This window comes from uncultured Agrococcus sp., assembly GCF_945915485.1.
Taxonomy (GTDB): domain Bacteria; phylum Actinomycetota; class Actinomycetes; order Actinomycetales; family Microbacteriaceae; genus Agrococcus.
Map to the genome: position 1 here is coordinate 1 of NZ_CAMEFJ010000078.1, position 11526 is coordinate 11526.

At 64.2% G+C, this 11526-nt stretch carries 11 protein-coding genes, 1 tRNA gene and 1 pseudogene; 8 read left to right on the top strand and 5 right to left on the bottom strand.

The window, feature by feature from the left end; translation table 11 throughout:
- Window position 1: 1 nt before the first annotated feature.
- Window positions 2-85 (bottom strand) — tRNA-Leu (locus Q0O95_RS11110).
- Window positions 86-193: 108 nt separating this feature from the next.
- Here Q0O95_RS11110 and Q0O95_RS11115 point away from each other — a divergent pair.
- The 7 genes from Q0O95_RS11115 (at window position 194) to pknB (ending at window position 9105) form a co-directional block, all read left to right on the top strand.
- Complete coding sequence (locus tag Q0O95_RS11115; RefSeq protein WP_293698513.1) at window positions 194-871, top strand: DUF3662 and FHA domain-containing protein; 678 nt, start codon at window positions 194-196, stop codon at window positions 869-871.
- On the top strand, window positions 868-1368 hold the full coding sequence (locus Q0O95_RS11120) for an FHA domain-containing protein (protein ID WP_293698515.1): 501 nt from the start codon (window positions 868-870) through the stop codon (window positions 1366-1368). Before Q0O95_RS11115 ends, Q0O95_RS11120 begins: the two co-directional genes overlap by 4 nt.
- Window positions 1368-2603: a PP2C family serine/threonine-protein phosphatase gene (locus Q0O95_RS11125; RefSeq protein WP_293698518.1), complete on the top strand. Its 1236-nt coding sequence runs from the start codon at window positions 1368-1370 to the stop codon at window positions 2601-2603. The genes Q0O95_RS11120 and Q0O95_RS11125 overlap by 1 nt, the downstream gene beginning before the upstream one ends.
- Window positions 2600-4030 (top strand): FtsW/RodA/SpoVE family cell cycle protein, encoded by a 1431-nt coding sequence (locus Q0O95_RS11130; protein WP_293698520.1) that lies wholly within the window; start codon window positions 2600-2602, stop codon window positions 4028-4030. The genes Q0O95_RS11125 and Q0O95_RS11130 overlap by 4 nt, the downstream gene beginning before the upstream one ends.
- Entirely contained in the window at window positions 4027-5484 is a 1458-nt protein-coding gene (locus Q0O95_RS11135) for a penicillin-binding transpeptidase domain-containing protein (protein WP_293698523.1), read from the top strand. The genes Q0O95_RS11130 and Q0O95_RS11135 overlap by 4 nt, the downstream gene beginning before the upstream one ends.
- Window positions 5481-7208 (top strand): protein kinase, encoded by a 1728-nt coding sequence (locus Q0O95_RS11140; RefSeq protein ID WP_293698526.1) that lies wholly within the window; start codon window positions 5481-5483, stop codon window positions 7206-7208. The genes Q0O95_RS11135 and Q0O95_RS11140 overlap by 4 nt, the downstream gene beginning before the upstream one ends.
- Before the next feature lie 106 nt (window positions 7209-7314).
- The gene (gene pknB, locus Q0O95_RS11145) at window positions 7315-9105 is read left to right on the top strand and encodes a Stk1 family PASTA domain-containing Ser/Thr kinase (protein ID WP_293698529.1); all 1791 of its coding nucleotides are present in this window, start codon (window positions 7315-7317) and stop codon (window positions 9103-9105) included.
- Window positions 9106-9154: 49 nt separating this feature from the next.
- Here pknB and Q0O95_RS11150 read toward each other — a convergent pair whose 3' ends face one another.
- Genes Q0O95_RS11150 through Q0O95_RS11160 form a run of 3 tightly spaced genes read right to left on the bottom strand, consistent with a single transcriptional unit; the run spans window position 9155 to window position 10685 of the window.
- Window positions 9155-9787, bottom strand: coding sequence for an aminodeoxychorismate/anthranilate synthase component II (locus Q0O95_RS11150; protein ID WP_293698532.1), 633 nt, complete (start codon window positions 9785-9787; stop codon window positions 9155-9157).
- Window positions 9784-9945, bottom strand: coding sequence for a hypothetical protein (locus tag Q0O95_RS11155; protein WP_293698535.1), 162 nt, complete (start codon window positions 9943-9945; stop codon window positions 9784-9786). Before Q0O95_RS11155 ends, Q0O95_RS11150 begins: the two co-directional genes overlap by 4 nt.
- Entirely contained in the window at window positions 9945-10685 is a 741-nt protein-coding gene (locus Q0O95_RS11160) for a class E sortase (protein ID WP_293698538.1), read from the bottom strand. Before Q0O95_RS11160 ends, Q0O95_RS11155 begins: the two co-directional genes overlap by 1 nt.
- 39 nt (window positions 10686-10724) lie before the next feature.
- On the opposite strand from Q0O95_RS11160, the gene Q0O95_RS11165 reads away from it, so the two are divergent.
- Complete coding sequence (locus Q0O95_RS11165; RefSeq protein WP_293698541.1) at window positions 10725-10964, top strand: cell division protein CrgA; 240 nt, start codon at window positions 10725-10727, stop codon at window positions 10962-10964.
- Window positions 10965-11286: 322 nt separating this feature from the next.
- Here the strand turns inward: Q0O95_RS11165 and Q0O95_RS11170 are convergent.
- Window positions 11287-11526: pseudogene (locus tag Q0O95_RS11170) on the bottom strand (hypothetical protein); the annotation flags it as partial.

The following is an 11526-nucleotide window of genomic DNA, read 5'->3' on the forward strand; positions in this document are numbered from 1 at the left end:
GTGCGCGAGGGGGGACTTGAACCCCCACGCCCTTGCGGGCACTGGCACCTGAAGCCAGCGCGTCTACCAATTCCGCCACTCGCGCGAATACTACCGATGACTCGGCAACTGGATCAGAATATCAGATACTGAGAGGGTTCGGTTACTCTGGAACGACGCTCTGCGGAGCCTGGAAACGGAAGGCGGTGTGCTTATGGGCCTGCTCGATAAGTTCGAGCGCGGACTCGAACGCGTCGTCAATGGCGCATTCGCAAAGACTTTCCGCTCGGGAGTAGAGCCTGTTGAAATCGCGGCAGCGCTACGACGAGAACTCGATACGCACGCCAGGGTCGTGTCCCGCGAGCGCATCCTGGTACCGAACGTCCTCACCGTGCAGCTTTCGGAAGCGGACGCGGAGAGCATGCGGTCGCTCGGCGACACGCTGAAGGACGAGCTCGCGCAGTCGCTCAACAAGCACGCCCGCAACAGCGGCTACAGCTTCGCAGCTCCCCTCGTGATCGAGATCGAGGAAGACGAGAAGCTCACAAAGGGCATGCTCGAAGTTTCGTCAAGAGCGGCAAAGGGCGAAGTCACCTGGTCTGCCGTCATCGACATCAAGGGCAATCGCCACCACCTACGTCGCGGCCGCACGATTGTGGGCCGCGGTTCCGACTGCGACATCACGATCGATGACGCGAGCGCAAGCCGCAAACACGTCGAAATCGTGTGGGATGGCGAACGCGCGCAGGTGACCGACCTGCGGTCCACGAATGGCACGCAGCTGAACGGTAAGAAACTCGGCAAGGCGCTGCTCGACCCCGATTCGATCATCGACATAGGATCGACACGACTCGTCTATCGACTCATGGCCCAGACGAAGGGACAAGCGTGAGCGAACTCACTCTGCTGGTGTTGCGCCTGGGGCTACTGGCACTGCTGTGGATCTTCGTCTTCATCGTGATCTACTCGGTACGCAGCGACATGTTCGGGCCGCGCATCCCCCGCAGCGTTCGGGTTGCCGCAGGCAACCAGCGTGAAAGCCACGACGATCGGGACATCCCGACCGCAGCCGTTTCCACCGGCGGCCCTGACCCGCAAGACTTCGGCAAACTCGTCATCACGGCGGGCCCGAAGGCCGGAACAACGATCGATTTGCCTGTCACGGGTCTGACCATCGGCCGTTCCTCGGGCGCGGGGCTACAGGTCAGCGACGACTACACGAGCACGAATCACGCGAAAGTGTCCAAACAGGGGAGTCGATGGGTCATAGAAGACCTGGGTTCCACGAACGGCACGTTCCTGAGCGGTAAGCGCGTCACGGTCGCTACCGAAGTCACTCCCGGGTCGACGATCCGGGTGGGAACAACCCAGTTCGAACTGAGGCCCTAGTGACCCAGTACGCCGCCGCTCTATCGCACGTCGGCCGAGTCCGCTCCGAGAATCAGGACTCCGGCTACGCGGGCGCGCATCTCTTTGCGGTGGCGGACGGCATGGGTGGTCACGCCGGGGGCGACGTCGCTAGCGCCATCATCGTGCAGAATCTGAGCGGCGCCGACAGCGAATACAGTTCGCCGGAAGAGGCCAGCGAAGTGCTCGCCTCCGTGCTGCAGGCCGGTAACGAGCGCCTGCAGAATTCTATGCGCGACCATCCGGAACTGACGGGGATGGGCACCACGTTCTCGGGATTCGTGCGCGTCGGCGACCAGCTCGGCATCGCGCACATCGGCGATTCGCGCATCTACCGCTACCGCGTTGGCGCGTTAACGCAGATCACGACCGACCACACCTTCGTCCAGAAACTCGTCGACGCGGGCCGCATCAGCCGTGAGGAAGCGGAGACGCATCCGCGCCGCAACGTCGTGATGCGTGTGCTCGGCAACATCGAGACCAACCCCGAGATCGACACATTCGTCGAAGGGATCGAGCCGGACGATCGGTGGCTCGCCTGCTCGGACGGGCTCTCCTCGTACGTGCCGGAGGAGAAGATCGGGGCGATTCTCGGCCAGGGGCTCTCGACGCAGGACACGGTCAAACGCCTCGTTCGGGAGGCCCTTTCGCAGGGCGCCCCCGACAACGTCACCGTCGTTCTCATGGATGCCGGCGAGGGTGACGACATCGACGAACCGATCATCGTCGGCAGCGCCGAGAACGAAGTGTCCTACACGGCGACGGAGCCCGAGGCAGCGCCGATCTCGCTGCGCCAGCTGCTCCTGCACCCTCGCCAGCTGCGAGCACAGCCGCTCTGGGAGCACTTCGAGCCCGAGAGCGAAGAGGTGCTGCAGGAGATCCTCACGGAGCAGCGACGCTACCGCATTCGCAGGCGCGTGACATGGGCCGTCGGTGCCGTCATCGCCATCGCCGCTGTCGTACTGACGAGCATCGGCTTCTACAACTGGACGCAGACTCGCTACTTCGTCGCCGAGAACGACGACGGCTACGTCGCCATCTACCAGGGCATTCAGCAGGATATCGGCCCCATCTCGCTGTCGGAAGAGGTGCAGACGACCGATATCCGGGTGACCGAACTCGGCTGGACCTACCAGAACGCCGTGCGGAACACGCTCAATGCCGACGACTTGAACGACGCGGAAGCGATCATCGACCGATTGCGAGGCAACCCGTGACGGCCTTGCAAACCGGCATCATCAAACTCGGCGAGGCGACCGAGGCGATCCGCGTGCGCCTGCGCAAACCGCAGAAGGTGCGCGCACTCGAACTCTTCCTGCTCATCCTCGCCTGGGGTGTCGCGGGTTCTGCAATCGCACTCGTGCAGCTCGGTGCACTCGAAACGATCGATCTGACGATTCTCTATCTGGCGGGCGGCCTCGCCCTGCTGACGCTCGTCGTGCACATCGTGCTGCGCATCGTGGCGCGGGAGGCCGACCCGTTCATCCTGCCGATCGCGACCGTGCTCAACGGTCTGGGCATCGCGATGATCTATCGCATCGACATCGCGCAGGGCCTCGAGGGCTGGGCGGCCGACGGGGTCAGGCAGGTCGCGTGGACGGCGCTCGCCATCGTGGCGGCGATCGTCGTGCTGCTGGTGATCCGCAACCACCGCATCCTGACCAGGTACCGCTATCTGTCCATGTTCGCGGCGCTCGCGCTCATGCTGCTGCCCATGGTGCCGGGGCTCGGGGCGACCATCAACGAAGCGAACGTCTGGATTCGTGTCGGTTCGTTCTCGTTCCAGCCCGGTGAGCTCGCCAAGATCTTCCTCGCGATCTTCTTCGCCGGCTACCTCATGACCGCCAGGGAGTCGCTGTCGGTCGCCGGTAAGCGGTTCCTGGGGCTGCGGCTGCCCAGGATGCGCGACCTCGGCCCCATCTTCCTGGTCTGGGTCGCTTGCATGCTGATTCTCGTCGTGCAGGGTGACCTCGGAACGGGCATGCTCTACTTCGGCCTCTTCACGGTCATGATCTACGTCGCAACCGGGCGTCGCGAGTGGATCCTCATCGGCCTCGCGCTCATCGTGATCGCGATCGGCGTCCTGTGGGTGCTCGCGCAGACTCACCTGACCGAACTGCAGGGCCTTGGTCTCGGGCGCGCGCAACAGCGCATCGAAATCTGGCTGAACCCCTTCGACGACGAGCTGTACCAGCGTGCGTTCGGAGGGTCGTACCAGGTCGTCCAGGGGCTGTTCGGCATGGCCAACGGCGGCCTGTTCGGCACCGGATTCGGCCTCGGACGGCCGAACATCACGCCCCAGGCCAAGGATGACTACATCATCGCGTCCTTCGGAGAAGAGCTCGGTCTCGTCGGCATCTTCGCGATCCTGGCGCTCTTCCTGATCCTGGTGACGCGCGGCATGCGCGTCGGGTTCAGGGGCCCCGACGACTTCACGAAACTCCTTGGCGTCGGCCTCGCGTTCACGATCGCGCTGCAACTGTTCGTCGTCGTCGGCGGTGTCACTCGCGTGATCCCCATGACGGGGCTGACGATCCCGTTCATGGCATCCGGCGGTTCGTCGCTGCTCGCGAACTGGATCATCGTCGCGCTCCTGCTCCGATTGTCCGACAGCATCAGATCTACCTCGGAGGTGACCGAATGAGACGCGAAATCTCCAGGGTGAGCATTCTGGTGCTCATCATGTTCCTCGCCCTGTTCACGTCGACAACCGTGATTCAGAGCGTGCAGGCCGACAGCCTGAACGCCGACGGCCGCAACTCGCGAGCCATTCAGGCGTCGTTCGACATCGAGCGGGGCGCGATCACCGCCGGCGGCGAGCCGATCGCGCAGAGCGTCCCGAGCGACGGCGTGTACCCGTGGCAGCGGCAGTACCCGCAGGGTGACCTGTACGCGGCCGTCACCGGCTACAACACGCTCGGGCAGGGCAACACAGGCCTCGAAGGCGCGATGAACCCCCAACTGACGGGGCAGGCGGACAGTCAGTTCCTGACCGAGATCGAGCGCCTCCTGACGGGCCGTGATCCGCAGGGTGCCTCCGTCACGACCACGATCATGCCGGAGGCCCAGATGGCGGCCGCGGAGGGCATCGGCGATTTCGAGGGCGCAGCGGTCGCGATCGATCCGGAGACCGGCGAGATTCTCGCGATGTACTCGTCGCCGTCCTTCGACCCCAACGTCATGACACAGCACGACGGCGAGCTGGTGGAGGCGGTCTACGACGAACTGCTGCAGGATCCGGGCCAGCCGCTGCACAATCGTGCGATCGCCGGCGACCTCTTCTTCCCCGGTTCGGTGTTCAAGCTCGTCGTCGCCTATGCGGCTCTCGAATCCGGTGACTACACGGCTGACAGCGAGTTCGATAATCCGACGGAACTCGATCTGCCGCAGTCGTCCCGTGTTGTCACCAACTCCACGCGCGGGGCTTGCGGCGACGGTGGCGACACCGTAACCCTCGAGATCGCGATGCGTTACTCGTGCAACATTCCGTTCGCGATTCTCGCGCAAGAGCTCGGTGAGGAAGCGATCAGCGATGCTGCCGAAGCGCTCGGCTATGGGCAGTCGTTGACGATTCCGACGCAGGTGCTTCCGAGCACCTACCCGGAGGACATGGACGACGCGCAACTCATGCTGACCGGTTTCGGGCAGTACGACGTGCGCGTAACACCGCTGCAGATCGCGATGACGACCGCTGCGATCGCGAACGACGGCGAGTTGATGAGGCCGAACCTCATCAACAACGTCATAACGGAAGACCTGCAGGTGCTTGAAGCTCCCGGACCCGAGCTGCTGTCGACGCCCATGACGCCCTCGGTTGCGGGAGATCTTCAGGATCTGATGGTGGACAATGTAGAGAACGGCTATTCGTCGAACGCGCAAATTCCCGGAGTCACCGTCGGCGGAAAGACGGGAACTGCGGAGAACGGCGAGGAGAACCAGCCGTACAACCTGTGGTTCACCGGATACGCGGAACACGAGGGGCAATCGGTAGCTGTTGCCGTTGTCGTTGTTCCTCCCGAGAACATTGCAGGGCGAGGCTCCGGCGAATTGGCGGTGCCTGTAGGACAATCGATCATGGAGGCGGTGCTGAACTCATGAGACCCTCGAGCGGGCAGACCTTTGGTGGTCGATACGAACTAACCAGCCGTATTGCCGTCGGCGGAATGGGCGAAGTCTGGCGAGCCGAAGACACCGTCATCGGTCGCACGGTCGCGATCAAGATCCTCAAGGACGAGTACCTCGGCGACCCCGGCTTCTTGGAGCGATTCCGTGCGGAGGCCCGCCACGCGGCACTCGTGAACCACGAGGGCATCGCGAACGTCTTCGACTACGGCGAGGAGGACGGCAGCGCCTACCTCGTCATGGAGCTCGTACCCGGCGAACCCCTCTCCGCGATTCTCGACCGCGAGCGCACCCTGTCGGCCGACCGCGTCCTCGACATCACTGCCCAGACCGCTGCCGCGCTGCACGCGGCGCACCAGGCCGGGCTCGTGCACCGCGACATCAAGCCGGGGAACCTGCTCATCACGCCGGAGGGCCGGGTCAAGATCACCGACTTCGGCATCGCTCGGATCGCCGACCAGGTACCGCTGACGGCGACGGGGCAGGTCATGGGCACCGTGCAGTACCTGTCTCCCGAGCAGGCATCCGGGCAGCCCGCTGCTCCCGCAACCGACATCTACTCGCTGGGGATCGTCGCGTACGAGTGCCTCGCCGGCAAGCGTCCGTTCACGGGCGAGTCGCAGGTCGCCATCGCGATGGCGCACATCAACGACGCGCCGCCCGAGCTTCCGAACAGTCTGCCGGAGCCCGTCCGCAACCTCGTGATGAGCTGCATCGCGAAGAAGCCGACCGATCGCCCGACTTCCGCGGCGCATCTCTCGCGCGCTGCGACCATGCTGCGCCGCGGTGACATCGCCGGGGCTGCCGCGATCGTGCCGGGCATCGCGGCGACCGATTCCTTCGCGACGATCGATTCGCCAACGCAGGCAGCGACTCGCGTCATCCAGACGCAGTCCTCGCCTGCGACCGCTGCCCTCCCAACCGTTGCGGGCGAGGAGGAGGAAGGCGAAGAAGAGGAAGAGAAGAAGAAGCGGCCGTGGCTGTGGCCCGTCATCATTCTCTCCGCGCTGTTGGTCGCGGCACTCGTCGCGCTCGGCATTCTCTGGTTCGGCGGAGACGAGGAGCCGGAGCCGACTCCGTCACCCAGCCCATCGGTGTCGGAGACGCCGGAAGCAATCAATATCGACCCGACCGACTTCATCGGATTGTCGGAGCAGCAGTTCAGGAACGCGATCGAGGAGCTCGGGCTGGTGCCCGAGACCCCTGTCGGCGAACCCGCACCGAACGCGAGCCAAGTCGGCCAGGTCTACGATGTTTCGCCGACGGGTGACGTCGACGAGGGCACGACGATCACGGGAACCGTCTACGGGCAGGTCGCACAGGCGGACGACCCGACCGACGCTCCCGTGCTCGACAATGCCGATCCCGACGATCTCGAGCCGGGGCAGAGCGTCACGGTCTCCTGGCAGCCGTACAGCTGCCCGGCCGGCTACGACACCGTCACCTACGGCGTGCAGGTCGGCAGCGATACCTTCAACGCCGGCACGGGGACCAACGCGCAAGTCACACTGCAAGAGGGCGACAACCGCATCTCGTACATGGTGACGTGCTCGGGGTCCGACCGCACGACCCTCGAAACGGGCTACTCACCCGAGCTGACACTGACCGCGACGGAGCCGGAGCCCACTCCGACTCCACCGCCGACACCGACTGATACCACGCCGCCGCCCACTGACGATCCCGAAGAGCCCGAAGACTAGACTCGGCCTTTAGACTCAGTCCTATAACAAATCCATCGGCCATGATGCCTGTCGCATATTCGAGTCGTTAGGATAAGGGCCGAGCCTTGCGCTGAACGGAGGTGTGGTGAGCGACTCAATCATCGGCTCGCTGACTGCGCTCGCAGGGCGCTACGAGATCGGCGAACTCATCGGCCGCGGTGGCATGGCTGAGGTGTATCTCGGCCGCGATACCCGACTCGACCGCAAGGTAGCCATCAAGCTGCTCAAACCAGAGCTTGCGGCCAGTGAGAAGTTCCGGCACCGCTTCCGGCAGGAAGCGCAGTCCGCCGCACGTATGTCGCACCCCACAGTCGTTCGGGTGTTCGACGCGGGTGAGGAACTGACCGACACCGACGGCGTGGAACGAACGATTCCGTACATCATCATCGAGTACGTCGACGGACGAGTGCTCCGCGACATCGTCGCCGATGGACCACTCCCGGAGTCGGAGGCCGTGCGCATCATCAAGGGCGTTCTCACGGCTCTCGAGTATTCTCACAGGGCCGGCGTCGTGCACTGCGACATCAAGCCGGCCAACATCATGCTGACCCCCGGCGGCCAGATTAAGGTCATGGACTTCGGTATCGCCCGCGCCGTCAGCGAGAGCAACACGACCGACGAGACCAGCACCATCATGGGCACCGCCCAGTACTTCTCGCCGGAGCAAGCGCGCGGTGACTCCATCGACTCGCGCACCGACCTGTACTCGACGGGTCTCGTACTGTTTGAGCTGCTGACCGGACGCCCGCCGTTCGAGGCGGATTCGCCCGTGGCTGTCGCATACCGCCACCTGAGCGAACAGCCCCCGCGGCCATCCGAGATCGTTCCCGGTATCTCTCCGGCGATGGAGTCGGTCGTCGCGAAGGCATTGACGAAGAACGCGGATCTGCGCTTCCAGAGCGCCTCCGACTTCTCGGATGCCCTCGAGGCTGCGCTGGCCGGCGAGGCGACCGAGGTGCAGGACGAGAACGACGAAGAGACCTTCCTGGCCCAGCACGAGAGCAGCGCGCTCACGACCGTACTCGAGACCATCGAGGAGAGCGAGGAGTCCGCCGACGACACGCCCACCGAGACCGAACCGAGTTCCCGGCCCCGTGCGGTCTGGATCTGGGGAGGCGCGACCGCTATCGTCGCACTCCTCGTGGTCATCGTGCTGTGGGTTGTGAACATCAACCCGTTCTCCTTCGAAGGGCTCGCGACCGACGTCCCCGACGTTGTCGGCATGCAAGAGGAGGAGGCCATCGCCGCCCTCGACGACCTCGGGCTCCGCACTGAGAGCAACGCCATCCACGACGAGTCCGAACCGGGGCTCGTCCTGGATCAATCCCCTGACCCGGATACGAGCATCAGCGGTGACACTCCTGTCAGGCTGACGGTTTCAGCGGGCCCCGCGCCGAGTCCGCTGATCGACTACTCCGGTATGACGCAGGAGCGCGCCACGAACGCTCTTGAGCACCGGCATCTCGAAGTGTCCGAGGTCGAGGAAGAGGATCATCCGAGCATCCCCGAGGGCAACGTGATCCGTACGGAACCTGGCCGAGGTACCGAACTGGGCCCGGGCGACAGCGTCACACTGATCATTTCGACCGGTCGGGTGACGATTCCGGATGTCACGGACCAGAACTACCAGGGTGCCGTGAGCGCGCTCGAGGACCTCGGTTACACGGTGCATACGCAGGCCAACCTGTCGTGCTGGGGAGGCAACGTCACCAACCAGTCGGTGCAGCCGGGCTCGCAGGAGCAGGGCGGCAGCATCACGATCACCTACTGCGGCGGTTCGCGACCTGACCCGACTCCCACGCAAACCGACGACGATGATGACGATGACGACGACGACAATGGCGGCGGCGATGACGACAACGGTGACGACGGCTAGTTGTAACACTCGCTGACCAGCGTCACCGCAATGGCAGGGTATCTCCCAATCAGTCCATGCGCGGCTGTTTACCGGCAGAACGCTCGATAGCCCCCCGTAGGCCGGCGAACTCGAGCCAGTTGCCGAGCATGCGATAGCCGCCCTCGGTCAAGATCGACTCCGGATGGTACTGGACGCCCCACACGGGAGCACTCACGTGCTCGAGTGCCATGATGACCCCGCGGCCCGCATCCGGGTGTGCCGTTCGAGCGGTCACGCGGAGCTGTCCGGAAACAGCGTCGTCTTCGACGGCGAGCGAGTGATACCGCGTTGCCGTGAACCGCTGCGGCAGCCCGGCGAACAGTGGCGTCTCTTCATGGACGATCGTGCTGGTCTTGCCGTGCATGAGCTCCTCGGCGTGCGAGACGACGCCCCCGAAGGCCTCCGCTATTGCCTGGTGACCGAGGCACACGCCGAACAGCGGAACACCGGAGTCGACGGAGGCGTGCACGAAGTCGATCGAGGAGCCGGCGTCCGCGGGTGCGCCGGGGCCGGGCGAGATGAGCACGGCATCCCAGTCTCGAATGCGCGCTGGATCCGCGACATCGTTCCGCTGCACGGTAACGTCGGCGCCGAGCTCGGTCAGGTAGCCGGCGAGGGTGAAGACGAAACTATCGAAATTGTCGACGACGAGGACCCTCACTCGGGCACCGTCACATCGGGAGTCGGGAAGAACGTCTGCATGAACCACGGGTAGCCGTGGAAGATCAGGGCATACCCGACCGCCGCGATCAGGACGAGGAACACGAGGAGCTTGACGAACCACGGGCCGGGAATGACCCGCCACAGCGCTGCGTACATTAGGCGATTTCCTCTAGGTGTTCTGCGAGTTCACTCGGCATGCCGTCGTCAAGCGGGAGCCAGCCGACGAGCACGCCGAAGGCGATGAGCCTACCCTCGGCAGACCACTCCGGGTTGCAGGTTGTCAGGGTGATGTATCGGTCTTCCGCCGGCAGGTCCGGTAGGTCGGGCACCGGCGCGACAACCGAAATCTGGGTGGGTTCGACATAGGAGGCGTTTCGATACTCGTAGACGTACCAGGCCTCATCCGTCTGAATGTAGATGCGGTCGCCGACCTGCAAGCGGTTCAGCTCGGTGAAGGGACCTCCGAGCCCATTGCGGTGACCCGCGATCGCGAAGTTGCCCCGCTCACCGGCCAACGCGCTCGACTCGTAGTGACCGAGCCCCTGCTCGAGGCTGTCAATGACGAGCGGCACAGCGCCCTCGCCCACAACTCGCTGGAAGTCACCGAAGCGCGGAATGTACATGACCGCGTAGTTCTCGTGCATGTCGGGTTTCGACTCGGCAGGGGGTTCGTCCGTGCGGAGTTCCACCTCGGCAACGCGATCGAGCGGCCCGAGGGATGCGGCGAAGTTGCTGGCGGCGTCCTGCTGCTGCGCGCCCATGATGGCGTCGCTCAGATAGTACTGCCAACCGACGAATCCGCCGATGATGATGCCTGCTGTGAGCAACAGCTCACCGAAGACGCTTGCCAAGGTCGCCCTGCTGCGCGGACGGCGCTTTCTGTGTCTTGCGAGCATGCGGACTATCCTACCGCTCTGAGGTACACTCTTAGTGCTATGGCTACGTCAAAAAACTCTCCGGTGCGCGCCGCTAACCGCGCGGCTCGCAAAGAATCGCGCAATCCGCAATGGTTCCTGCCGGTTATGCTCGGCTTCATCATCGTCGGCTTCGCATGGATCATCGTGTTCTACGTCAGCCTGCAGCAGTTCCCGATTCCCGAGATCGGCTTCTGGAACGTGCTGATCGGCTTCGGCATCATGTTCGTCGGGTTCATCATGGCGACGCGATGGAAGTAGCAGCGCACAGTTAGGTTTCGGGCCCCCTCTTCGGAGGGGGTTTTCGTTTGCCGCCTCCCCAGCCCCTCTTCCAAGGGCCGAAAAATCGGTCTATAGAGAAGGCGAAGACCCTATACAGGCGATGGCTCTACACGTAGACCGAGAGTTTGGCCCCGTGCTTGGGGATCGGGGATGGGGGTGCGCGGGAAGCCGACGACAGTGCAGCCGTGCACGCGGGCCGGGGAATTACACGTGTGTAATTATCCACATTGGGGATAACCCTGTGGAAACAAAAACCCCGATCGCAAGGCGCATTCGTCCCGCTTGTCACGGGCACGACAGGTCAGTGCGCAGGCGTGAACCGAAGCGGAAAGCGGATCGGCCCCGTGTTACCGGAGACGGGCAGCCACTGTCCCGGCCCATCCGCCGCAACGTCCGGCATCCGCCGGGCGAGCAGGGGCAGGGCGACGCTCATGTCGGTGCGAGCGACGAAGTGGCCGAGGCAGTGATGGATGCCGCCCCCGAACCCCGAATGCAGCGGGCGATCATCAACCGTGATGTCGAACGGCACGCGCTCGGCCAT